This is a genomic window from Bacteroides zhangwenhongii (genome assembly GCF_009193325.2).
GTDB lineage: Bacteria > Bacteroidota > Bacteroidia > Bacteroidales > Bacteroidaceae > Bacteroides > Bacteroides zhangwenhongii.
Map to the genome: position 1 here is coordinate 690,338 of NZ_CP059856.1, position 21,314 is coordinate 711,651.

General features: G+C 47.5%; 25 protein-coding genes. 12 read left to right on the forward strand and 13 right to left on the reverse strand.

Translation table 11 applies throughout. The features are described 5' to 3' along the window. Window positions 1-2: 2 nt before the first annotated feature. The 7 genes from GD630_RS02735 (at window position 3) to GD630_RS02765 (ending at window position 5,154) form a co-directional block, all read left to right on the forward strand. Window positions 3-281, forward strand: coding sequence for a TraL conjugative transposon family protein (locus tag GD630_RS02735; RefSeq protein WP_103004168.1), 279 nt, complete (start codon window positions 3-5; stop codon window positions 279-281). After that, the gene (gene traM, locus GD630_RS02740; RefSeq protein WP_143867810.1) at window positions 262-1,614 is read left to right on the forward strand and encodes a conjugative transposon protein TraM; all 1,353 of its coding nucleotides are present in this window, start codon (window positions 262-264) and stop codon (window positions 1,612-1,614) included. Before GD630_RS02735 ends, traM begins: the two co-directional genes overlap by 20 nt. A 62-nt stretch (window positions 1,615-1,676) precedes the next feature. Beyond that, window positions 1,677-2,666, forward strand: coding sequence for a conjugative transposon protein TraN (gene traN / locus GD630_RS02745; protein WP_143867812.1), 990 nt, complete (start codon window positions 1,677-1,679; stop codon window positions 2,664-2,666). 4 nt (window positions 2,667-2,670) lie between these two features. Continuing rightward, window positions 2,671-3,246, forward strand: coding sequence for a conjugal transfer protein TraO (locus GD630_RS02750; protein ID WP_143867814.1), 576 nt, complete (start codon window positions 2,671-2,673; stop codon window positions 3,244-3,246). Window positions 3,247-3,254: 8 nt separating this feature from the next. Continuing rightward, window positions 3,255-4,127 (forward strand): toprim domain-containing protein, encoded by an 873-nt coding sequence (locus GD630_RS02755; RefSeq protein WP_143867816.1) that lies wholly within the window; start codon window positions 3,255-3,257, stop codon window positions 4,125-4,127. A 56-nt stretch (window positions 4,128-4,183) separates the two neighbouring features. After that, window positions 4,184-4,639: a DUF3872 domain-containing protein gene (locus GD630_RS02760; protein WP_250884450.1), complete on the forward strand. Its 456-nt coding sequence runs from the start codon at window positions 4,184-4,186 to the stop codon at window positions 4,637-4,639. Beyond that, window positions 4,639-5,154: a glycoside hydrolase family protein gene (locus tag GD630_RS02765; RefSeq protein ID WP_143867819.1), complete on the forward strand. Its 516-nt coding sequence runs from the start codon at window positions 4,639-4,641 to the stop codon at window positions 5,152-5,154. Before GD630_RS02760 ends, GD630_RS02765 begins: the two co-directional genes overlap by 1 nt. Window positions 5,155-5,641: 487 nt before the next feature. Here the strand turns inward: GD630_RS02765 and GD630_RS02770 are convergent, their stop codons facing one another. The 9 genes from GD630_RS02770 to GD630_RS21270 are packed head-to-tail and all read right to left on the reverse strand — an operon-like array spanning window position 5,642 to window position 9,274. After that, complete coding sequence (locus tag GD630_RS02770) at window positions 5,642-5,956, reverse strand: hypothetical protein (RefSeq protein ID WP_143867821.1); 315 nt, start codon at window positions 5,954-5,956, stop codon at window positions 5,642-5,644. 57 nt (window positions 5,957-6,013) lie between these two features. Continuing rightward, on the reverse strand, window positions 6,014-6,259 hold the full coding sequence (locus tag GD630_RS02775) for a DUF6956 domain-containing protein (RefSeq protein WP_143867823.1): 246 nt from the start codon (window positions 6,257-6,259) through the stop codon (window positions 6,014-6,016). Beyond that, window positions 6,256-6,501: a DUF3873 family protein gene (locus GD630_RS02780; RefSeq protein WP_143867825.1), complete on the reverse strand. Its 246-nt coding sequence runs from the start codon at window positions 6,499-6,501 to the stop codon at window positions 6,256-6,258. Before GD630_RS02780 ends, GD630_RS02775 begins: the two co-directional genes overlap by 4 nt. Window positions 6,502-6,512: 11 nt before the next feature. Further along, window positions 6,513-7,778: a PcfJ domain-containing protein gene (locus GD630_RS02785; RefSeq protein WP_143867827.1), complete on the reverse strand. Its 1,266-nt coding sequence runs from the start codon at window positions 7,776-7,778 to the stop codon at window positions 6,513-6,515. Beyond that, on the reverse strand, window positions 7,775-8,197 hold the full coding sequence (locus GD630_RS02790) for a PcfK-like family protein (RefSeq protein WP_143867829.1): 423 nt from the start codon (window positions 8,195-8,197) through the stop codon (window positions 7,775-7,777). Before GD630_RS02790 ends, GD630_RS02785 begins: the two co-directional genes overlap by 4 nt. Before the next feature lie 13 nt (window positions 8,198-8,210). Continuing rightward, on the reverse strand, window positions 8,211-8,459 hold the full coding sequence (locus GD630_RS02795) for a DUF6926 domain-containing protein (RefSeq protein ID WP_143867831.1): 249 nt from the start codon (window positions 8,457-8,459) through the stop codon (window positions 8,211-8,213). Between the two features lie 21 nt (window positions 8,460-8,480). Then, window positions 8,481-8,702, reverse strand: a complete 222-nt coding sequence (locus GD630_RS02800; protein ID WP_103004126.1) for a hypothetical protein — start codon at window positions 8,700-8,702, stop codon at window positions 8,481-8,483. A 12-nt stretch (window positions 8,703-8,714) separates the two neighbouring features. Then, a complete protein-coding gene (locus GD630_RS02805) occupies window positions 8,715-8,930 on the reverse strand; it encodes a hypothetical protein (RefSeq protein ID WP_103004125.1) in 216 nt (71 codons plus the stop codon). Beyond that, a complete protein-coding gene (locus GD630_RS21270; RefSeq protein ID WP_143867833.1) occupies window positions 8,927-9,274 on the reverse strand; it encodes a molybdenum ABC transporter ATP-binding protein in 348 nt (115 codons plus the stop codon). The genes GD630_RS02805 and GD630_RS21270 overlap by 4 nt, the downstream gene beginning before the upstream one ends. A gap of 416 nt (window positions 9,275-9,690) precedes the next feature. On the opposite strand from GD630_RS21270, the gene GD630_RS02810 reads away from it, so the two are divergent. After that, complete coding sequence (locus tag GD630_RS02810; RefSeq protein WP_143867836.1) at window positions 9,691-10,092, forward strand: hypothetical protein; 402 nt, start codon at window positions 9,691-9,693, stop codon at window positions 10,090-10,092. 737 nt (window positions 10,093-10,829) lie between these two features. Here the strand turns inward: GD630_RS02810 and galB are convergent. Beyond that, window positions 10,830-13,277, reverse strand: coding sequence for a beta-galactosidase GalB (gene galB / locus GD630_RS02815; protein ID WP_143867838.1), 2,448 nt, complete (start codon window positions 13,275-13,277; stop codon window positions 10,830-10,832). A 119-nt stretch (window positions 13,278-13,396) separates the two neighbouring features. Between galB and GD630_RS02820 the strand changes: the two genes are divergently transcribed. The 4 genes from GD630_RS02820 (at window position 13,397) to GD630_RS02835 (ending at window position 16,375) form a co-directional block, all read left to right on the forward strand. Next, complete coding sequence (locus tag GD630_RS02820) at window positions 13,397-13,948, forward strand: DUF4738 domain-containing protein (protein ID WP_143867840.1); 552 nt, start codon at window positions 13,397-13,399, stop codon at window positions 13,946-13,948. Between the two features lie 124 nt (window positions 13,949-14,072). Further along, complete coding sequence (locus tag GD630_RS02825; protein WP_143867842.1) at window positions 14,073-15,251, forward strand: heparin lyase I family protein; 1,179 nt, start codon at window positions 14,073-14,075, stop codon at window positions 15,249-15,251. A gap of 135 nt (window positions 15,252-15,386) precedes the next feature. Then, the gene (locus tag GD630_RS02830; protein ID WP_143867843.1) at window positions 15,387-15,833 is read left to right on the forward strand and encodes a PepSY-like domain-containing protein; all 447 of its coding nucleotides are present in this window, start codon (window positions 15,387-15,389) and stop codon (window positions 15,831-15,833) included. A gap of 38 nt (window positions 15,834-15,871) precedes the next feature. Next, window positions 15,872-16,375 carry a PepSY-like domain-containing protein gene (locus GD630_RS02835; protein WP_143867845.1) on the forward strand — a complete coding sequence of 168 codons (504 nt, stop codon included), beginning with the start codon at window positions 15,872-15,874 and terminating at the stop codon, window positions 16,373-16,375. A gap of 8 nt (window positions 16,376-16,383) precedes the next feature. Here the strand turns inward: GD630_RS02835 and GD630_RS02840 are convergent, their stop codons facing one another. From GD630_RS02840 to GD630_RS02850, 3 genes are read right to left on the reverse strand one after another with little or no spacing between them, the layout of a single operon-like run. Beyond that, window positions 16,384-17,592: an L-serine ammonia-lyase gene (locus tag GD630_RS02840; protein WP_143867847.1), complete on the reverse strand. Its 1,209-nt coding sequence runs from the start codon at window positions 17,590-17,592 to the stop codon at window positions 16,384-16,386. A 19-nt stretch (window positions 17,593-17,611) separates the two neighbouring features. Beyond that, the gene (gene corA, locus GD630_RS02845) at window positions 17,612-18,664 is read right to left on the reverse strand and encodes a magnesium/cobalt transporter CorA (RefSeq protein WP_143867848.1); all 1,053 of its coding nucleotides are present in this window, start codon (window positions 18,662-18,664) and stop codon (window positions 17,612-17,614) included. A gap of 36 nt (window positions 18,665-18,700) precedes the next feature. Then, window positions 18,701-21,202: an endonuclease MutS2 gene (locus GD630_RS02850; protein ID WP_143867850.1), complete on the reverse strand. Its 2,502-nt coding sequence runs from the start codon at window positions 21,200-21,202 to the stop codon at window positions 18,701-18,703. Window positions 21,203-21,314: the final 112 nt, after the last annotated feature.

A 21,314-nucleotide genomic window follows, 5' to 3' on the forward strand; every position in this document is an offset into this window, starting at 1 on the left:
GTATGAAAGAAAACAGAATCAGAAAAACGGCGTGGAGGCTCTTCTGGAGTCTCCGCGACAAAAGAAAGCAGATGACGAAGTCGGCGAAAGACCGGCTGGAGAGTCTGCCACATCGGACGAAGAGACGCATCGTATTGGGAATGCTCGCCGTCTTTGCGGTGCTTGCCCTCTACACTTTCGGCAAAGCCGTCTATGACATCGGAAGGGACGAAAGTCCCACAATAGAAACAGGACATATCAAACCATTAAACGTAAATGCGTATGGAACAGACGAAGATTGAAGTACAAGACAAGGACAAGACTCCCGACAAGGAGAAAGGCAAGGAAAAGCCCAAGCAGGAGCGCACACCGCTGACGGAGGCGGAACGACTGAGACGGCAGAAGATGATTGTGCTGCCTGTCATGGTGCTGGTGTTCCTCGGTGCGATGTGGCTGATTTTTGGCCCATCGTCTGAGGGGACGAAAGAGCCGGGCATGGACGGCTACAACATGGAGATGCCGGATGCCGACAAGGCCGACAGGCAGATTATCGGCGACAAGGCGAAGGCCTATGAGCAGGGAGCGATGGAGGAACGTAAGGAGAACCGCAACCGCTCGATGATGGAGCTGGGGGATATGTTCGACCGTGAAGTGGCTGGAAACGAATCCTCTGCGGATTTCAGTCTGACCGATAATGACAGCACGGAAAAGAGCAAGCCCCTGGCGCCGCAAAGCATCCGTTCGTCTGCCACTGCCTACCGTGACTTGAACACCACGCTTGGCAGTTTCTATGAGCAGCCAAAGGAGGAAAATGCGGAGATGGAGGAGCTGCTGGAGCGCATTGCCTCGCTGGAATCAGAACTTGAAAGCGAGAAAGACAAGGCTTCCGATATGGACGACCAAGTGGCACTCATGGAAAAGTCCTACGAACTGGCGGCAAAATATATGGGCGGTCAGAATGGCGGACAACCCAAACAGGAGGCAATGCCTGCCACTGTGAGCAAAGCAGGAAAGAATGCTGTCAGTCCCGTAAGGCAGGTGACGAAGCAGGTGGTATCCGCCCTCGGACAGCCGATGAGTAACGAGGAGTTCGTCGCCGCCAATGCGCAGGAGCGAAATTATGGTTTCAACACCGCTGTGGGCAAGGTCGGGGTGACGGACAAGAACACCATATCGGCGTGCGTCTATGGAGCGCAGAGCGTGACGGACGGGCAGGCGGTGAAGCTGCGCCTGTTGGAGCCGATGGCCGTGGCGGAACGGATTATTCCCCGAAATGCAGTGGTGGTAGGGGCGGCACGTGTGCAGGGCGAACGCCTCGACATCGAAATCACCTCGATAGAGCATGAGGGAACCATCGTGCCTGTGGAGCTTTCGGTCTATGACACGGACGGGCAGCAGGGCATCTTCATCCCCGGCTCGATGGAGATGGATGCGGTGCGGGAGGTTGCCGCCAACATGGGTGGTTCGCTTGGCAGCAGCATCAACATCTCTACCAATGCGGGGGCACAGTTGGCCTCCGACCTCGGCAAGGGGCTGATACAGGGCACAAGTCAGTATATCGCCAAGAAGATGCGTACCGTGAAGGTGCATCTGAAGGCGGGCTACAAGGTGATGCTGTATCAGGACAGAGACTGAGAAATATAAAAGATAAAGTAACAACAATCCAATTTTTATTCACCACTAAAATCCAAAGTGAAATGAGAAAAGCAATCATGATTTTTGCCCTCGCGATGGGCATCGTAACTGCCAATGCGCAGGAGAACAAGACCGTGAAGGAAAGTAACGTGAGTGACGGACAGCCGACCCTGACCAAGGAGGTCTATCCGCAGAAGGAGGCGGACGGCGACCTGTATCACGGGCTGACGAAGAAGCTGACCTTCGACCGCATGATTCCGCCCCACGGGTTGGAGGTGACGTACGACAAGACCGTACACATCATCTTCCCGGCAGAGGTGCGCTATGTGGATTTGGGCTCGCCCAACCTGATAGCGGGCAAGGCGGACGGTGCGGAGAACGTGATCCGTGTGAAGGCAACCGTGAAGAACTTCAAGAACGAGACGAACATGAGCGTCATCACGGAGGACGGCAGCTTCTACACCTTCAATGTGAAGTATGCCAAGGAGCCGCTGCTGCTCAACGTGGAGATGTGCGACTTCATCCACGACGGCGAGGCGGTGAACCGTCCGAACAATGCTCAGGAGATTTACCTGAAGGAACTGGGCAGCGAGAGTCCGATGCTGGTGCGACTTATCATGAAGTCCATCCACAAGCAGAACAAGCGTGAGGTGAAGCACATCGGCTGCAAGCGTTTCGGCATACAGTACCTGCTGAAAGGAATCTACACGCACAACGGACTGCTGTATTTCCACACGGAAATCAAGAACCAGAGCAACGTGCCGTTTGATGTGGACTACGTGACATGGAAGATTGTGGACAAGAAGGTGGCGAAGCGTACCGCCGTGCAGGAGCAGGTTGTCCTGCCACTCCGTGCGCAGAATTATGCTACCTGCGTGCCTGGCAAAAAGAGCGAGCGCACGGTGTTCACGATGGCGAAGTTCACCATCCCTGACGACAAGTGCCTCGTGGTGGAACTGAATGAGAAGAACGGTGGTCGTCACCAATCCTTCGTGATTGAGAACGAGGATTTGGTGCGTGCCAATACCATCAACGAACTTCAAGTGCGCTGACCCTATGAAGAAGTTTCTTTTTATGATTCTCGCGTCGCTTGCCCTGTTTACGGGGCAGGCGCACGCCCAGCGATGTCTCCCGAAGATGCAGGGCATCGAGGTGAGGGCGAACATGGTGGACGGCTTCAATCCCGGCGGCAATGATGGAGGGTACAGTCTTGGCACGGCTCTCTCCACCTATACCAAAGGCGGCAACAAGTGGGTGTTCGGTGGTGAGTACCTGCTGAAGAACAAGCCCTACAAGGAGGAGAAGATACCCGTGGCGCAGTTTATGGCGGAGGGCGGCTACTATCTGAAAGTGCTGTCGGACGCAAGGAAAACGCTCTTTGTCTATGCCGGGGCTTCGGCTCTTTCAGGCTATGAGACGGTGAACTGGGGAGACAAGGTGCTGCATGACGGGGCGATGCTCCACGATAAGGATTCCTTCATCTATGGCGGTGCGCTGACACTCGATGTGGAGTTTTATGTGGCCGACCGTATCGCCCTGCTCGCCAACCTCAGGGAAAGGTGTCTCTGGGGCAACTCCACAGGGCATTTCCATACGCAGTTCGGCGTGGGCGTGAAGTTCATCATTAACTGACGGAGCGCATGGAGATTGACGCATTGAGGCAGATACCACTGGAGGACTTTCTCGCACGTTTAGGGCATGAGCCTGTCCGAAGAAGGGGTAATGAATGGTGGTATGCCGCACCTTACCGCACGGAGCGCACTCCCTCGTTTCGTGTGAACGTGGACAAGCAGCTTTGGTATGACTTCGGTCTGGGCAAGGGCGGCGACATCTTCACGCTGGCAGGCGAGTTTGTCCACAGTTGCGACTTCATGGAGCAGGCAAAGTTCATCACGGAAGCGGGCATCGTTCCGCTTCCGCAGACAGAACCTCGCCCTCATAAAGCCGTGGGAAAGAAGCCTGCCTTTGAGGAGGTGGAGGTAAGGGCGTTAAGTCATCGGGCATTGCTCTCGTATTTGGAGGAACGTGGCGTTGCTTCGGCGATTGCTGGGCGGCATTGCAAGGAAGTCCATTTCCGGCTCAACGGCAAGCGGTATTTTGCCATCGGTTTCGGGAATCGCAGCGGTGGATTTGAACTGCGCAACCGCTTCTTCAAGGGTTGCATACCGCCGAAGGACATCACGCTGACGAAGTATGGAAGCTCTCGCTGCCACCTCTACGAGGGATTTATGGATTGGCTATCTGCGCTGGCTCTGGGCATCGGACATGCGGAGGACAGCCTTGTGCTGAACTCCGTAGCCAATGCGGACAAGGCAATACCTGCCTTGGAGAACTACCACGAGATAGTCTGCCACCTCGATCATGACGAGGCGGGGCGCAGGACGGTGGGAGTCTTGCGGAAACGGTTCGGTGAGCGTGTGGCAGACCATTCCGGACGCTATTCGGGCTACAAGGACTTGAACGAGTACCTTGTGGCCAAACAGAAAATCAGTAACCATCAAAACAAAGAATGACAATGAACATCAAGAATAACAAGAACAACAAGACCCTGAGAGTGAAACTTTTGAGTATGGCAACCGTCCTGTTCGTGGGGCTGATGGGGTGTTTCCTCGCCTCCTGCGATGGCGAGCTGGACATACAGCAGTCTTATCCGTTCACGGTGGAGACGATGCCCGTACCGGGCAAGGTGACGAAGGGGCAGACGGTGGAGATACGCTGCGAGATGAAGAAGGAGGGCAACTATGCCAATGCGCTCTACACCATCCGCTATTTCCAGTTTGAGGGTGAGGGTACGCTGAAGATGGACAACGGTATTACGTTCCTGCCCAACGACCGCTACCTGCTCGAGAACGAGAAGTTCCGCCTGTACTACACTTCGGGATGCAGCGAGGCGCAGAACTTCATCGTGGTGGTGGAGGACAATTTCGGGAATGCCTACGAGCTGGAGTTTGACTTCAACAACCAGAATGTGAAGGACGAAACGCTGTCCGTAGTTCCCATCGGTAACTTCAAACCCTTGTCGTGATGATGCGGATATTCATGGTTATCTGCTGTGCATTCCTGACGGTCAGCCCTCTGCTTGCACAGGGCGACCGCATGGAGGCGGCAAGGATATATCGCCTGCCCCGGTTTGAGAGGGCGGTGCGCTGTATCAAGTTCTTTGAGGGGTGGCACACCGAAAAACATCATCCGTACGTTGGATATGGTCATCAGTTGCAACCGGGCGAGAGGTATTCGGCAAGGACAATGACACGCAGGCAGGGCGAGGCGTTGCTGCGGAAGGATTTGAGGAAGTTCTGTGCCATGTTCCGCAAGTTCGGGAAAGATTCTCTCTTGCTTGCCACACTTGCCTACAATGTCGGTCCGTATAGGCTCTTGGGAAGCGACAAAATACCCAAAAGCAAGTTGATAAGGAAGTTAGAGGCAGGCGACCGCAACATCTATCAGGAGTACATCGCTTTCTGCAACTACAAGGGGAAACGGCACGCCATGCTGCTTAAACGCAGGAAAGCGGAGTTTGCGCTGCTGTATGTACCCTGACGCAACTGACAAATTGACAACAAAATCCGTGTCTTGTTCAAATTGGCACGGATTTTGCATATTGCTAATAGACAATTTTAGGATTTTCTCGTTATTTGACATCGTTGAACCATTTTTGCCAATCGGTTTCCAAAATGCACTTCAAATAGTAAGTGTAGTGAGAGCATTACATGAAATAGTTATTTACCGTAAAAAGTATAGCGAATATATGAAGAGAATATTTTGGATAATTCAGAAAGGGACAACAAGAATGTTTAGACATATCAAAGCGTTGGGGGTTATGGAAACGAAGCAGAAATGTGTAGTCAACGTTATGAGATAATCATTCCCCTTCCACCAAAAATAACGACTCAATATATTTTCCTCCGCAAGTTTTTACTTGCGGATTTTTTATTCATCGTAGATTGGTACATAGGTTTCTTTGCTACTTTCTTTTTCCGCTTGTCCTGCTCATGAAAGAAAGTAGGCGGCTTGCGCCGCCCACCTCTCAAAAGTGTGTATAGAGTCCGGTCACTTGTGTGAAGACCTCCTCCAACATATCAAAGAAGATGCCTTCATGTACTTCTACGTCCTTCGACTTGCTCTCGAAGGTCTTCTTGCTGAACGTCTTGCGGAAGAAACGCATGTTGTAGAGGTCAGTCCCTGCATCATAGATGATGTCAAGGCGGTTGGCACTGGTCTTGTTCCTCGCAAGGCTCATGCGCAGTCCGTTACCCATATCCACAAAATCCTTGCTGCCTGTCATGACGGCAAAACGCTTGCCGCCAATCTGCTCCAATATAGTCCGTGCTATCGTATTCATTGCCTTTTGGTTTTAGGTTTAGGCGGTGTCCGCACCGCCTAAACGCAAGTAAATTTCTCAATACTCTAATTTCTCAGTGATAGAAGTGTACTTCTCCAACCACTCTTTCAGACATTCCATGTTGTACTCGCTCGTTATGACTGCCGTGTGGCTGTCAATGGCGGTGAAACGGCTGCTCTCGTAGTTGTCTATCCACCCCTTTAAGGTGGAAACTCCCCATGCTTCGGCATCGTCAAATATTCCGTCCAATGTAGTGATTGGCTCGCAGAACCTGACAATCAGTGTTTGATAGGTCTCGCTCATAGTCTGTCCTCCTTCTTTTTCAACCACTCGTCACGCTTCTGTCGGCACTCGTCCAACGTGGGCTTTACGCAGGAGAAAAGTTCTCCGTCCGTGTGGCGGTAGTCGTATTGCACAAGGGTACGCTTGCGTCTGCCGATACCCGATTGACGTGTTGTTGAGCCTTGGCGAAAAAATCTCTCGTACTTCTCAGTACCTGCCGCTGTGCAGGTACTGAGTCCGTTGATGGTCATTTGTGTAGTCATAATCGTTTCTATTACGCTGCCTTCATCCGCTGACGGATAAGGTTGATGTTGTTGTTTACAAGATTGATGATGCGGTCGTGATACTCGGTGTTGGCATTGCACGCTCCTCGGCTCTGAACCACTTGGAGGGTCTTCAGCGACACCTCTATCGTCTCGATGCGCCTGCCGTCAATAGTGGCTGAAAGTATGAGGGAGTCGGCTCGCTTGTAGTACGTGCCTACGCAGTGGTGCATCGCCTTGCCCTCCAATATCATTTCCTCTACGCTCTCTATTACCTTGACGGAGATGAGTTCATCGGCAAACACAAGTCCGAAGAACATGCCTTTCTCTTTGAGGAACTTCTTCTCATCCTTGATAGCCTGCTCTCGTTCCTCCGCTGTCCGCTCTCGCTGCAACTGCTCCTGCCTTTTCGCTGCCAACTTGTCGTGGAGGGCTTTGAGGTCGGTCGGGCAGACGTATTTCGGTTGACGTATGTCCTTGCCAAAGTGGCGCAGGAGGTCTATCGTGTCGCACCATAGAGAGCCGTCGGGAATGGTGTAGCCGTTGCGGATGCAGATTTTCACGGATGCCCAATAGTTTTCGATGTTGCAGGAGGAGTTGAGGTAGTGGCGCAGCATGGGGTGTTGCCCTGCCTTTATCAGCGTTTCCGCACGGCTGTCAGACAAGAGTGCAGGGATGAGTTTCGTGGGTACGATGTCGTGGAAGTCACCTCGGAAGCCGTTCCTGCGCAGCTCGTCCACCACCTTGTATTCGGGGCAGAGGGGCATGTGGGCGATATGCTGGTAGGCAAGGTTGTCGCCACGGATTGCCATGGGTGAGGCAAAGGTGAAGGTGTCTATGTACCTGCCCAACGTGCGCTGTATGGCTACGATGGTGCGCTTGCCCTGCCTGTTCCACCAATAGCCGCCTATCTCAAGGGCAGTGGGAGTAGCCTTGCAGCCTTTCTCCATTTCCACGATGAGGAGGTACATGCGCAGCACTTGATACTCTCCGCAGGTGGTGAGTAGGGTGAAATACTGCTTCTGCTGCAACTTGCGCTCCAAGGTGTTCTTCACCTGCAGGCGTACCTTGCAGTGGGGGCAGGTGCAGGTGCGTGCTGTGCCGTCTGTCTGCCATGTGTGTCCGCAGTCCATGCAGGTGGTTCGTCCTTTGGGTAGCCGGTAGGCATAGTGGTCCACACACTCACGGAATGCCCATTTCAGTTGTCGCTTGCTGATGGGGCGCAGGTGCCTGCTCTCGGCAAGCACCGCTTTCTCAAACTTGTTTCTCGGTCTCATACGTCAAAATCGAATAAGGAGGGTTCAACTTGGGGTTTCTGTGGCTTGGCTGCCCTTGCTCTCTGTCGGTTCTGCATCTTGCGCAGTTCCTCGTCTTGGTATTGGCGGATGGCTCGCTGACGTGCTTCCGCCTTCTCCTCAGCGGTGAGTTCCACTACATGGTTCACGGCTATCTGACATTGCAGGGGCTTGCCTACCTCTATCTCGTTCTCGTCATAGTAGTGTACGGCTTGTCCGTAAATCTCTCCGTCTGAAAAGCCGTTGCAGCCGCTCTTCTGCACGTAGTTCAGAATGTAGGTGATGCAGTCGTCGATGTTCTTGGCAGGGTTGCGGTAGTTCTTGGCGAAGAGTTCGTCCTCCGCTGCACGCTGCTCCAAGTACATCTGTATCGTTCTCTTGAAATGGTCTGTTCCTTTCATGTCGCTTGCTGTTTTATAGGTTATTGTTCTTGTAAAGTATCTCGCAGTCCTCCACCTCGGTGGGTAGTCCGAAGAGGGGGTAGTGGCTGAAATAGGGGTGCGTGCTGCCGTCCTCGTCCATGAGGGGCGAAACGATTTCCACCTGCCATTTACTGACCCACTCGTCCACCATTCGGATTTCCTCGTCTGTCAGTGCCGTTGCATCGCCATTGATGAGGTAGCACAAACTCCATGTGGGTATCTTCTCTGTCGTTCTGTTCATATCGCTGTCAGTTTATAGGGGTTATAACATTCGCTTGATAATCTCTCTGTGGTACTGCGGATTGACCTCGTTGAATAGGAACTCCACGAAGTCCTGCCGTGCCTCCTTGTTCAGTTCGTGGTACAATTCGCTGAACGTGCTGTGGTTGCCGTTGATGTAGGTTTCCACCATATACTCGAAGATGTTGTCCACCTCGTAGTACCTGCACTGCTGCGCTGCCGTCTTGCTTGTTCTCTTTGCCATTGCCGTAGGGTGTTAAAGGGTGAGTAACCAAAGGAGAAGCCCGAAGAAGGTGATGAGGGAGAGCATGAGCACTATCACGCTTACCACTACTCGGAACACTCCGTTCACAATCTCTCTGATGACGCTCCAAAGGATGCCTATGAGCCATAGGAACGCCTGTACGATGAGGGTGCATATTGCTACCGCCATGTAGTGTGCCGTCTGTCTGATGTCCATTGCTGCTGTCATTGTCTGTTGCCGTTTTGAAGTTCCACGATGTTGTCTATCCTGCCGTAAATCACGTTTCTCAGTGCCGTCTTGTCCGCTGCCTGATACTCGCTCCACCTTCCGTATTGGCACACAAGGTAGGGTCGGAGCACATCGGAGAAGTCGAATTTCCACCCCATGAGGGGTACTGCGGTCGTGAAGTAGGTGTTGAAGTTCACGTTGTGCGTGAGCCAATCCTTCTCCTCTCGGTTCATCTTGCCTCCGTTGTTGAGTTTGTGGCGGAGTCTGTAAACCTTGCTGTCTTGAAGGGTGTCCAGTTCTGGAACTTCCCATTCGACGAATTTTGTTGCCATTGCTGTTGCCATATCCGTTCTGTTTTTATTTTTATATGCGGATCCAAGAGCTGAGGGAGTTGAGTTTCAAAACTTCTTATCTGCCTCTCGGTTATCCGACATTTTTTTTATGCGTCTTCCTGTCGCATCGGTCGTTTTCGTTTCGGTTGCCCCATCAAGGTAGGGATTCGGAAATGCAAGGTTTTTCGGGAAAAATACTACCCGTAGGGCTGGAGATTTTTCCCGCAAACAGGAGGCTTGACCTTGCATTTCCGGCAAATCCCGGAGTTACCTTTGCAGCCGAACGAGAATGACCTCCTGATGCGCCGTCTGGAAGTCGCAAAATGGAGGTAAGCGTAACAAGAGACAGATTGAATGGAACATCTCCTAAATGCGGAAACTGCATGAGAAAAGAAAACGTCCTCTAACTTGGAAGCTCGCTTGAAAGCGTGAACAAGCCGAAGCCCCACAAAAGAAGTATGCCCGTATATGCCTATCCGACTTGTTCGGACAGACACATACAGGCATTCTTCTCCAGCTTCGGCGGTACGGACAGCCTATTGTGGCTCACTCGTGAGCGGCAAGTGGTTGGCTGTACCTATCTCAATTCCGCTTTCAACAAAATGAAAAAGAGACAGAGGGAACAGACTGAAAGCGTGAAAAGCCGAAGCCCCACAAGAGAAGTGTGTCCGTATATGCCTATCCGACTTGTTCGGACAGACACATACGGACATTCTTCTTCGGCCTCGGCGGTACGGACAACCTTTTGTGGCTCACCTGTGAGCGGCAAGTGGTTGGCTGTACCTATCTCAGTTCCGCTTTCAACAAGAAACAAAAGGCGCAAGTGGTAAAGGCGGTTGTGCCGTAAGAAAGATAATCCGCACATCCATCGTCAAACCCTCGGTTTGATGCGGATATGCGGACTTTCTTTCAGCCATGCCGCCAGTGCCGATGACCGGCCCTTACCACGTAAGGGTGAATCATCAGCACGGTTTCACTTGCGCCAAGAAGAACAACAAAAAAAGAAAACGGCAAGACCCCGTAAAAGTACCTCTCTCGCATAGCCATGAAAGGGTTGTCCGATTGCCGATTGTCTAAACGAGAGTTTAGGCTTCAAAAGCTGACATTCCTTTCGGATATGCCATAGTAGGAAAGAGGTTGTCTGAACTCGTTTCAGCCAACGCCTTTCCTACATGAAAACTCACTTTTACGGAAGAACAGTAATGAACAGGTCAAGAAATCACGTTGAAAACAAAGAAAAACGAGCAATTCCTTGGCGTACCCGAATAAAAAGTGTACCTTTGCAAATAGAGTTGTGAGGCGAAGTAAATCACAGAATATCAGTGCACTTGCACTTTCGCTAAATCGTTACCATAAATCCGCAACTCCTCCATTCTATTCTGATATTCAATCAGATACACGTTTTTTGATTATCCGTAGCAAAGATAAATATTAACTTGCATTTATAAGCTCCTTTTCTTGCAAAAGAAAAGGCCTTGCCTGTATTTATATATAAAAGCCACCGGACGACTTTCGATAGAAGTGCAATCCGGTGGCAGATTAAGATATTGTTTGTTTTTGAAATGTGTTATTTCGTTTGGATACGAATATTTCCAGCTTTCACTCCGCTTGCTTTCGCTGTGAGTACGATTTCTCCGGCTGTTTCACCGGATTGTACTATGGCTGTCAGCATTCCGTTGAAGGCATGCATTTTCGGAAGATGGAACTGCTCCAGATTTGTCGGGTCGCCATTAGCAGCGGCACGATACTTGCCTGCCCCTTTTACGGAGAAGTTTATCTGTCGGCTGTCAGCGGGACATAGATTTCCATCTTTATCTACCACTTTGACGGTGATATAGGCTAAGTCTTTTCCGTCTGCTATCAGTTCGTTGCGGTTGCTCACCAGTTCGATGTGATGAGGCTTTCCGGCAGTGCGGACAATTTTTTCAGCTACTGCTTTTCCATCTTTATTGTAGGCCACTACTTTTATCTCGCCCGGTTCATATACAGCATCCATCCACATTAGGCGGTAACGGTTTTTAAGCGAGCTGTTGTTTTTACTTTGTTTGCCGTAACTTTTACCGTTAATAAACAGTTCGGCCGTAGGATGGTTGGTGTATACAAATACGGGAGTAACCTTCCCTTCACGTCCCGGCCATGTCCAGTGCGGCAGGACATGTAATGTTTCCGCATTTTTGTTCCATACACTGCGATAAAGATAGTAACGGTCTTTAGGGATACTGGCAAGGTCGATGATGCCGAACATTGAACTGTGATTAGGCCATGCGTTTGTATCGTATGGCGATGGTTCACCCAGATAATCAAATCCTGTCCATACGAATTGTCCGATTGTCCAATGGTTGTCGTCAGCTAGCGCAAAGTCTTCGTCCGGAATATTTGACCAGGAACAGGCTTCCACATCGTATGAAGAGCATTGGTGGTCGTCGTAAGTGGCACTTTTTTTATCTTCCACAGGGAATTTGTATACTCCGCGTGAGCTGACGGTAGAAGCAGTTTCACTTCCTAAAATCAGATTTTGTGGGAGTTGGTCGTATGCCTCTTTATAGCGATGAGCCCGATAGTTAAGTCCCGGAATGTCGATCATAGCGGCAAATCCGTTGGCAAGTACGCAAGTCACTTGGTCCATTCCGCAGGTAACGGGACGGGTAGGGTCTTCACGATGGCAAATATCTTGCAGGAACTTGGCTACTTTATAACCGACAGGACTGCATTGGGTCGGTACTTCATTTCCGATACTCCACATTACTACACACGGATTGTTCCGGTAATTATGAAGCATATTCACCATATCACGTTCTGCCCATTCATTGAAATAACGGTGATAACCGTTTTCACATTTGGCGATATCCCATTCATCAAATGGTTCAATCATCATCATAAATCCCATTTCGTCACATAAAGCTACAAGTTCGGGAGTCGGCATATTGTGAGAGGTACGGATGGCGTCACATCCCATATCTTTTAATAGTGTAAGCTGATGCCGGAGAGCGGCTACATTAATAGCAGCACCCAACGGACCTAAATCATGGTGATTACATACTCCTTGAAACTTACGATGCTTTCCGTTCAGGTAGAATCCTTTGTCGGCAATATATTCAATACTACGGATACCGAAACGTGTAGTGTAAGTATCTACCAGCTTATTGTCTGCGTAAATCTTGGAAACGGCTTTGTAGAGTGACGGATTCTCCGGTGACCAAAGTTCAGGCGCATTTACAATAAAATTCTGTTCGAATGGCTGTCCATGATTAATGCGGCTTGTATTTTCTTTGCGGGTAACGACTTTTCCATCAGGAGAAAGAATCTCCGTTTCGATACGGAGTTGTGTTTTCTCGCCTGCATTCTCAATTTTCGTTTGAAGGCGTATGGATGCAAAGTCCTTGTCGACATGAGGTGTTGTGATTTGTGTTCCCCATACGGGTACATGAATTTTGTCTGTTACAATCAGATGTACATTACGGTATAAACCAGCTCCCGGATACCAGCGTGAAGATTGTGGACGGTTTTCCAAACGTACGGCGAGTGTATTCTTTTTTCCATCTTTGTTGAGGAAAGGAGTTACATTGCAGTGGAAGGAGTTGTAGCCGAAAGGCCAGAAACAAGCTTCCTTTCCGTTTACATAGACACGTGCCTCGCTCATAGCCCCATCAAAAAGAAGTGTTACTTCTTTGTCGGCAGGAGCGTCAAAACTTGTTCGATACCAGCCTGTGCCTACGTATGGCAGTCCGCCGGTGCGTCCGGTTTTCAAGGAAGCTTTTTTCTCGAAGTTCTGTGTGACTGCTACATTTTGTAGATCATTGTTTACATCAAACGGACCGAAGATTGCCCAATCATGTGGAATAACAACCGATTCCCATTGGATATCATTAAACTCCGGCTGGCTGGCTTCTTTGAAATCTCCTTTACTGAATTTCCAGTCCTTTTCGAGTAGTGTCTCGCTGCGTTGTGCTTGCAATGTGCAGGCAACGCCCATCAAAAGTACAGTTAATAACTGTTTGAGATGTTTCATGTTCATTTTTGCTTTTCAGGTATAAAGTTTTTGGTGTGCAAATGTAGGAAAAATGTCGGTTACACTTGTAAATATCCGCTTCTTTTTGTTCCTTTGTTACCTATTTATAAACGGAAAGCTTATATATGAGAATACTAATTTATTTGCTTTTGTTGCCATTAATGGTGGTTGTGGTTGCCTGTGGCGGCAAAAAAGGAGTTTCAGACAAAGAGTCGGTATTAGCGACAATGGATAGTGTGGATGCTCACGGATTGCAACGTATGCAGACTTCCAAAAGCGAAACGGACTTTAAATTTAAAGGAAAAGATTACCATTCCATTGTTTCACGTACTCCGGACGAAAGTTTGCCTCATATCAAGAATGAAATGGGAGATACCTATGTAGACAATAAGATCGTACTGCGTCTGATGCGCGGAAACGAGAAAGTTTTTGATAAGACGTTTACCAAGAATGATTTCTCTTCTGTGGTAGACGCGAAATTCCTGTCGAACTCTATTCTGGAAGGAATCGTATATGATAAGACTACTTCGCAAGGGATAGTGTATGCCGCAAGTGTCTGTTATCCGCAGACAGATTTGTATATGCCGCTCTCTATAACAATCACTTCAGACGGGAAAATGAATATAAAGAAAGTGGATATGCTTGAAGAAGAATATGATGATATCCCGTCTAATTAGCTCTTTGGATAGATATCGACAATGGAATTGCACAAATGTGAAAACATTTGAGACAAACGGAAGGCGACCTATATGGTTGCCTTTTGTATTTTTGCACCGTTAAAAACTTAATACCAACCATAGAATGAAGAAAAACATTTTGGCTATCTGCGTGGTAGCAGTAAGCTGTACGGCACTGAACGCTCAAACAAAGAATACGCAAACATTGGTTCCGCTGACTGAACGGGTAAACGTACAGGCAGATTCGGCACGTGTTAATCAGATTATAGACGGTTGCTGGGTAGCAGTCGGCTCTAAAAAGTCCCATGCCATTCAGCGGGATTTTACCCGTATGTTTAACGGAAAGCCTTCTTATCGTTTTGAACTGAAAGAAGACGATAATACACTGTCGGGATATGCCAAAGGTGAGACCAAGGGACGTGCGGAGTTCTCTTACTGTTATGCAACATCCGATGATTTTAAAGGGAAACTTGCCGATACCTATAAGAAAGCGCAAATTATGAAAACCGTGTATCATCACGGGAAAGGAGCTTGCCCGCAAGGCTCTTCACGTGATTATGAGTTTTCGGTATACATCCCTTCTACATTGGGCAGTGATGTTTCCACTATTTTTGCTCAATGGCATGGAATGCCGGACCGTACATTGGTTCAGACTCCACAAGGAGAAGTGAAGACGCTGACAGTCGATGAATTTATAGAATTGGAAAAGACTACTATTTTTAAGAAAAATGTGGGCCACGAGAAAAAGGCCAAGTTGGACAAGCAAGGTAACCCCGTAAAAGATAAACATGGCAATCCTGTATATACAGCCGGAAAAGCTAATGGATGGTTGGTTGAACAAGGGGGCTATCCTCCATTGGCATTCGGATTCTCCGGAGGATGGTTTTATATCAAAGCAAACTCTGACCGTAGATGGCTGACCGACAAAGATGACCGTTGCAATGCAAATGTAGAAAAAACACCTGTCATGAAACCGGTGACTTCTGAATATAAGTCATCGACTATCGCTTACAAAATGCCTTTTGCCGATTTCCCGAAAGATTGTTGGATTACATTCCGTATCCATATTGATTGGACTGTCTACGGGAAAGAGGCTGAGACAATTGTAAAGCCGGGTATGCTTGATGTACAGATGAATTATCAGGACAAAGGTAAAAAGGTTAGTAGACACCTTGTAGACAATGAGCAGATTCTGATTGGACGTAACGACAAAGATGGCTACTATTTTAAATTTGGTATTTATAGGGTAGGTAACAGCACCAAACCGGTGTGTTACAATCTGGCAGGTTATTCGGAAAAGTAACTCCGGATAACAAGTAGCTGTTAGAGAAAGTTAAAGATTGGCAAACTCATAATATTCCAGAATCTTTTCAGGTTCTATATCGTTATTTGCATTATAAAAACAAAGTGTAATATTAATGCTAAAAGGATAACGATTATGAAGAAGATTTTATCTTTACTTGTATTGGCTATAGTGGCCGTGCAGTTCTCGTTCGCAGCTGATGTGATAACTAAAGACATCAACCAATTGCCGCTTCCTGCGCGGAATTTTATCAATCGTCATTTCACAAAGCCTGAGGTTGCTCAGATTAAGATTGATAAGGATCTGATGGAGTCCACTAAGTATGAAGTCTTATTAATGGATGGTACGGAGATCGATTTTGACAGTAAGGGGAATTGGGAGGAAGTTAGCGCTAAGAAAGGAAAGACTGTTCCTGCAACTGTTGTTCCGGGATTTGCTGCCAATTATCTGAAGACTCATAATTTTGTGAGTGAAGGTGTGACGAAAGTAGAACGTGACCGTAAGGGGTACGAAATCGAATTGTCTACCGGAATATCTTTCAAGTTTGACAAGAAAGGCAAATTTTTGAAAGCGGATGATTGAGTAGTTATATGTAGATAAACCTAAACCGGAAGATTGTTATGTGGAAATTTAAGTTTGGCTTATGGGCAGTGGTTTTGATAACCTCTGTCTTTTCTTTCAGCGCATGTGGTGACGATGATGATAATGATACTTTTGTTCCTCCTGCTAATATTGAGGCGGCTTTGAAACAATTGTATCCGGGTGCGCAGAATATAGAATGGGAAGTGAAAGGTGTTTATTATGTAGCTGATTGCTGGGTGACCGGTGATGAACTGGAAGTCTGGTTTGATGCGAATGCCAATTGGGTGATGACGGAGAATGAATTGGATAATGTTAATCAGTTGGTACCGGCTGTTTATACTGCCTTTATGGATTCTAACTATAGTACATGGGTAGTGACGGATGTGTATGTTTTGACTTATCCTTTGAACCCGACTACCTCTGTCATTCAAGTAAAACAGGGTAGCCAGCGCTATTCACTTTATTTCTCACAGGAAGGCGGATTGCTCCATGAAAAAAATATTAGTAATGGAGATGATACCAATTGGCCGCCAACTGAGTAGGTGAATTGTTACATCTGTTGGTAGTCTTTAGCCAATCCTCCTTCGCTTGTTTCTTTATAGAGGGATGGAAGGTCATGACCGGTTTGTTTCATCACTTGCACAACCTTATCGAAAGAAACGCGGTGCATACCGTCTGTAAAAGCAGAATAAAGGTTAGCGTCCAGCGCACGTGCTGCGGCATAAGCGTTTCTCTCGATACAGGGAATTTGTACTAATCCGCATACCGGGTCGCAAGTCATTCCCAAGTGGTGTTCCAATCCCATTTCTGCTGCATATTCAATTTGTGCGGGGCTACCTCCGAATAGTTGGTTGGCAGCGGCTGAAGCCATAGCACAGGCAACGCCTACCTCTCCTTGACAACCTACCTCCGCGCCTGAGATGGATGCATTGAATTTAACGATATTACCGATAAGCCCTGCTGTTGCCAACGCGCGTAAAATGCGCATATCACTGAAATCACGGCTTTTCTGAAGGTGATAAAGTACTGCAGGCATTACACCGCAGGAACCACAGGTAGGTGCAGTTACAATCTTGCCACCGGAAGCATTTTCTTCACTTACTGCCAATGCGTATGAAAAAACAAGCCCTCTGGATTGGAGAGATTGCTTGTATCCGGTGGCGCGTATATAATAGGTCGAAGCTTTTCGTCTGAGATTTAACGGTCCTGGCAGCACGCCTTCCGCTTCCAGACCACGATGAATGGCGTCTTTCATTGTAGTCCATACCTCTGCCAGATAATCCCAGATATCTTCGTTCTCACATTCTTTTACGTATTCCCAATAACTTTTTCCTGTACGTTCACACCATTGCAGAATCTCGGTCATGTTGTTCATCCCATATACTTCCGGGCTTTCGATAGTCGGGCTGTCGTTGTTTTCTGCCAGTGCACCGCCACCGATACTATAAACCGTCCAATTTTCGAGTACCTTGTTACTGGTGTCGAAAGCAGCAAATGTCATTCCATTCGGATGGAACGGCAGGAAAACTTTGGGTTGCCACACGATTTCTACCGGAGCAACCGCCTGCAGGGTGTCTATAATGGCCACATCTGTCATGTGCCCTTTACCCGTAGCGGCTAGGCTGCCATAAAGGGTTACTTTAAAAGAAGCTGCGTCCGGATGACGTTCCAAAAACATTTCTGCGGCTTTACGCGGTCCCATAGTGTGGCTGCTGGAAGGACCTGTACCTATTCTATATAGCTCTTTAATTGATTTCATGACTGATGATATATTTTCGTTAATACCAATTTTTCTTTTTGAAGAACAAATATACGATAATACCGATAATTCCCATCACTAACCAGGCAAATAAATAACCATATCGCCAATCCAGCTCCGGCATCCATTTATAATTCATTCCCCATACCCCGGCCAGAAAAGTTAGGGGAATAAAGATGGTGGATACGATAGTCAGGCGTTTCATAATGTTGTTCATGCGCAGGTCATTGTTGGAAATATAAAGGTCTACCAATGAAGAAAGCGTTTCCCGGCAGATTTCGATGGTTTGCAGTACAAACTGGAGATGATCGTTCACATCGTTGAAGAAAGCACGGTTGACTTTATGGATAAGCAGGTTTTCCGCACGCAACAGTTTTACATATTGTTCTTTTAGCGGAAGTATTGCTTTCTTCATCAGCATATATTGGCGGCGGAGTGCCTGGATTTGAATACCTATATCATATCCTTCGGTGATGGTGAGCAGTTCTTCTTCCAGATCTTCGAGAGCGTCATCGATAGAAGAGATGGTTGAAATATAATTTCCCATTACACTATTCAGCAGCACACTGAACAAATAGTCTGTTTGGCGGCTGCGTATTTTCAGAACGTCATTGCGCAAGGCTGTATTGACATCATCGAAGAAGTCGGTTTCTTTTTCGAGGAAGGTAAGTACATAATTACTTCCGAGAATAATGCATACTTGTTGTTGGAGCAGTTCGTCCAACTCGTCCTCTCCCTTATGTGTATTGGGATAGAATAACTTCAAGATCAGGACAATATATTTATCATGCTCTTCGATTTTGGTGGGGTGGTTTGCATTTAGAATATCCTGTAATACAAGGAAGTCTATTTCGAAATGACTGCAAATCTCACGGATGGTTTCCGTATCTTTCATCCCGTGTACTTGCAGCCAATTGATGTGCGTATTGTCCAATGTACCTTTGATTGATTGGAAAGTATTACCGGACGACTCCTGCATTTCTGTCGTACTGTACGTGCAAAGGTGCAAATGGGTAGGAGTGAGACTGTCTCCGGTATAAATCAGCTTTTCGCTTAACAGGTTATTCTTCATGCTTTGTTCTCGTATTTAGACGTTTTTATTTATAGGTTAGTCGAAATCAACTACGGTGATTCCGGCACCTCCGAACTGTACGTGTTCGTCAGCATAATGGCTGACCCCCGGTACGGTAGAGAGGTATTGGCGGATAAGTGTACGGAGTATTCCCGTACCTGTTCCGTGAAGAATGCGCACGCGGTCCATACCTACCAATATAGCATCATCGATAAAGTAGGTGACTGCTTGCAGTGCTTCATCGCCACGCATACCCCGCACATCGATATCTTGTTTGAAACTGAGTTTCTTTTCGTACATCTGATCATGTGTCTGGCTGCTGACAAATGTACTCTTGGCAATCCCTTCCGTCTTTTGAGGAGCATTGCTGCGTTCGAGACGGTCTGTCTTTACAGTCGTTTTGATACTTCCGAAAGCGACAATTGCATTTTTTCCGTTTATTTCCATGACTTGCCCGACACTTGTTTGTCCTTTGATTTTTACATTCTCGCCAATACCAATGGGAGTCACTTTGGGAACAATGATTGTTGGGGAATTGGCAGCTTTCGGTTCGTTCTTTTTATTTTTCTTCCGTTCCTGCTTTTCTTTCAACTTTTCCATTTTCCGTGCCAGTTTTTCTTCTTGTTCTTTGGAGGCTAATGCGTCCAAGGAAGTGCGGAAGTCAGTCAGTTCTTGACGTGCCAGACGAGTCTTTTCTTTTTCGGCCTGTGCTTCTTTGATGGTGCGGATGGTATTTTCAATACGGGCATTTGATTCTTGCAGTATTCGTTCCGCTTCTTCCTTTGCCTGTTTGATAATCTCTTTTCTTGACTTTTGCAGCTCTTCCATCTCCGTCTGGTAACGGGCAATGGTTTCTTCCATCTGTTTCTCCCGTTGTCGGATGGTTTGGCGTTTACCCTCCCAATAACGTTTGTCACGGACAATATCCTGCAAGTATTTATCAGCGTTGATGTATTCGCTTCCCACAATTTCCGAAGCGTCTGCAATGACATCTTCGGGTAATCCGATTTTTCGTGCGATTTCTACGGCAAATGAACTTCCGGGATTGCCAATCTGCAATTGGAATAGTGCCTGCATGAGATGACGGTCGTAAAGCATGGCTCCATTTACTACTCCTTCATGGTCTTCAGCGAAATGCTTCAGGTTTTGATAGTGAGTGGTGATCACTCCGAAAGTTTGTTTCCGGTTGAAACGTTTTAATACGGCTTCGGCGATGGCGCCTCCTATCTGGGGTTCCGTACCCCCTCCGAATTCATCAATCAAGATGAGGCTGCGTTCATTGCAGTTTTTCATCATGATTTTCATATTGGTCAGATGTGAAGAGTAGGTACTAAGATCATCTTCAATGGACTGCTCGTCACCGATGTCGATAAAAATACTGCTGAATATACCTGCATGACTGCGTTCGTGTAGCGGGATCAACATTCCGCATTGAAGCATATATTGCAGTAATCCTACCGTTTTCAGACAAACGGATTTACCGCCGGCATTCGGACCGGATATAATAAGGATGCGTTGTTTTTGGTTAAGCTCGATATCCAGAGGCACGACTTTTTTCCCATGTTTGGCTAATGATAGCTGTAACAGGGGATGAACAGCCATTGTCCAATCCAATAGTTGCTCATTTTCTATAGCTGGTTTCAAACAGTTCGTCTGTATTGCAAAATAACTTTTCGCGCGGATAAAATCGATTTCTGCCAGAAATTCATACGACTGTAAGATTTCCGGAATAGACGGGCGAAGGGTATTGGAGAACTCGGTAAGAATACGAATGATTTCCCGTCGTTCGTCTCCTTCAAGTTCACGGATACGATTATTGGCTTCTACTACTTCTGCGGGTTCTATAAATACAGTCTTTCCACTGGCGGATTCATCGTGTACGATTCCTTTGATTTTCCGTTTCAGTCCCGGAGCTACAGGGATGACCAGACGACCGTCGCGCATAGTTGGAGTTACATCCTTATCTACGTATCCTTCGGATTGTGCGCTACGCAAGATACTGTTCAAAGATCGTGAGATACTTCCCATTGTGCTGGAGAGTTCACGACGTATGCGGGCTAATTCGGTTGAAGCGTTGTCTTTGATTTTACCGTATTTATTGAGAATACCGTCTATTTTTCCGATCAATTGCGGAAATACGGCTATATCTCCGGCTAATCGTTTCAGGCTGGGGTAAGGGGGATCGCTTTCTTCTTCCTCTTCATTCCGATGTAGGAAGCGTACGATATCGCGGATCGTTTCCAATGAACGGCGTAAGTCAAACAGTTCTTGTTCGTCCAGGTACATGCCTTCTATCCGTACTCGTTTCAATGAAGGACGGACATCAAAGAAGAACTGATCGGGAAATCCATCTTCTTCTTGAATGATGCGGATAAATTCAGTTACTTGATTTAATTTCTCTTCTACTTCTTCGTATTGGTCGGAAAAGACCATATCAGAGACTCGTTCCTCGCCTAAAGTGCTGAGACATCTATCCTTTAGTAGCTGTCTTATCTGGTCGAATCCTATCTTTTGCTCAAAATTTTGAGGATATATCATATTTCTATCTTGCTAATGGACTGCAAAAATACGATTTATTCGCGAAAAAAATATCAGAATGTTTGCAGATTTAAAAATGATTCGTACCTTTGCACCGCTTTCAACGGAAAGC

Bases quoted from the DNA above. Each gene is read 5' to 3' on its own strand.
- GD630_RS02750 (WP_143867814.1), top strand. From the start codon at position 2,671: ATGAAGAAGTTTCTTTTTATGATTCTCGCGTCGCTTGCCCTGTTTACG.
- GD630_RS02795 (WP_143867831.1), bottom strand. From the start codon at position 8,459: ATGAACAGAACGACAGAGAAGATACCCACATGGAGTTTGTGCTACCTC.
- GD630_RS02830 (WP_143867843.1), top strand. From the start codon at position 15,387: ATGAAGAAGATTTTATCTTTACTTGTATTGGCTATAGTGGCCGTGCAG.
- GD630_RS02800 (WP_103004126.1), bottom strand. From the start codon at position 8,702: ATGGCAAAGAGAACAAGCAAGACGGCAGCGCAGCAGTGCAGGTACTAC.
- GD630_RS21270 (WP_143867833.1), bottom strand. From the start codon at position 9,274: ATGGCAACAGCAATGGCAACAAAATTCGTCGAATGGGAAGTTCCAGAA.
- GD630_RS02780 (WP_143867825.1), bottom strand. From the start codon at position 6,501: ATGACTACACAAATGACCATCAACGGACTCAGTACCTGCACAGCGGCA.
- GD630_RS02770 (WP_143867821.1), bottom strand. From the start codon at position 5,956: ATGAATACGATAGCACGGACTATATTGGAGCAGATTGGCGGCAAGCGT.
- GD630_RS02735 (WP_103004168.1), top strand. From the start codon at position 3: ATGAAAGAAAACAGAATCAGAAAAACGGCGTGGAGGCTCTTCTGGAGT.
- GD630_RS02825 (WP_143867842.1), top strand. From the start codon at position 14,073: ATGAAGAAAAACATTTTGGCTATCTGCGTGGTAGCAGTAAGCTGTACG.
- GD630_RS02840 (WP_143867847.1), bottom strand. From the start codon at position 17,592: ATGAAATCAATTAAAGAGCTATATAGAATAGGTACAGGTCCTTCCAGC.
- GD630_RS02765 (WP_143867819.1), top strand. From the start codon at position 4,639: ATGATGCGGATATTCATGGTTATCTGCTGTGCATTCCTGACGGTCAGC.
- corA (WP_143867848.1), bottom strand. From the start codon at position 18,664: ATGAAGAATAACCTGTTAAGCGAAAAGCTGATTTATACCGGAGACAGT.
- GD630_RS02850 (WP_143867850.1), bottom strand. From the start codon at position 21,202: ATGATATATCCTCAAAATTTTGAGCAAAAGATAGGATTCGACCAGATA.
- GD630_RS02790 (WP_143867829.1), bottom strand. From the start codon at position 8,197: ATGAAAGGAACAGACCATTTCAAGAGAACGATACAGATGTACTTGGAG.
- GD630_RS02755 (WP_143867816.1), top strand. From the start codon at position 3,255: ATGGAGATTGACGCATTGAGGCAGATACCACTGGAGGACTTTCTCGCA.
- GD630_RS02785 (WP_143867827.1), bottom strand. From the start codon at position 7,778: ATGAGACCGAGAAACAAGTTTGAGAAAGCGGTGCTTGCCGAGAGCAGG.
- traN (WP_143867812.1), top strand. From the start codon at position 1,677: ATGAGAAAAGCAATCATGATTTTTGCCCTCGCGATGGGCATCGTAACT.
- galB (WP_143867838.1), bottom strand. From the start codon at position 13,277: ATGAACATGAAACATCTCAAACAGTTATTAACTGTACTTTTGATGGGC.
- GD630_RS02760 (WP_250884450.1), top strand. From the start codon at position 4,184: ATGGCAACCGTCCTGTTCGTGGGGCTGATGGGGTGTTTCCTCGCCTCC.
- GD630_RS02835 (WP_143867845.1), top strand. From the start codon at position 15,872: ATGTGGAAATTTAAGTTTGGCTTATGGGCAGTGGTTTTGATAACCTCT.
- GD630_RS02820 (WP_143867840.1), top strand. From the start codon at position 13,397: ATGAGAATACTAATTTATTTGCTTTTGTTGCCATTAATGGTGGTTGTG.
- traM (WP_143867810.1), top strand. From the start codon at position 262: ATGGAACAGACGAAGATTGAAGTACAAGACAAGGACAAGACTCCCGAC.
- GD630_RS02805 (WP_103004125.1), bottom strand. From the start codon at position 8,930: ATGACAGCAGCAATGGACATCAGACAGACGGCACACTACATGGCGGTA.
- GD630_RS02775 (WP_143867823.1), bottom strand. From the start codon at position 6,259: ATGAGCGAGACCTATCAAACACTGATTGTCAGGTTCTGCGAGCCAATC.